Source organism: Kitasatospora sp. NPDC059803 (assembly GCF_042732255.1).
Classification (GTDB): domain Bacteria; phylum Actinomycetota; class Actinomycetes; order Streptomycetales; family Streptomycetaceae; genus Kitasatospora.
In genome coordinates this window covers 796-1,122 of the sequence record NZ_JBHWIJ010000593.1, presented here as the reverse complement: position 1 = coordinate 1,122, position 327 = coordinate 796, and the positions used below count along the sequence as shown (strand labels likewise).

General features: G+C 77.4%; 1 protein-coding gene (only partly in view). It reads left to right on the top strand.

The features are described from left to right. Positions 1–210: 210 nt before the first annotated feature. Positions 211–327 carry the beginning of a hypothetical protein gene (locus tag ACFV6I_RS39715; RefSeq protein WP_380431177.1) on the top strand. 678 nt of this gene lie beyond the right edge of the window, so the window shows 117 of its 795 coding nt (coding positions 1–117); it begins with the start codon at positions 211–213; the stop codon falls past the right edge of the window.

Sequence of the window (327 nt, the reverse complement as noted above, 5' to 3'; positions counted from 1 at the left end):
CGACCTGACCGGCCCCCGGTCACGCCCCGTACGACCACGCCACCGCCCCGCCCGGCCGCCCGGCTGAGCGGGGCGGCGGCGTGTGCGCCGCTATTGTGCTGATTGTTCCCGCTGAGCCGTCCGTCACATTCCGCGCTGTCGCGGACCAGGAACGGCTCCCGGGAACGCCGCGGTACGCCACGATGGGAGCGCGCCACGGCAGGCAAACGTGTGTTTGAGGAGGCCCGGGGATGGACGCGACGAGTCAGGCGGTGGGGACGACGGCCACGGCCGGCGGACCGGTGGTGGGGGGGCCGGGCGGCGCCCCCCGCCCCCCGGGGGCCCGCC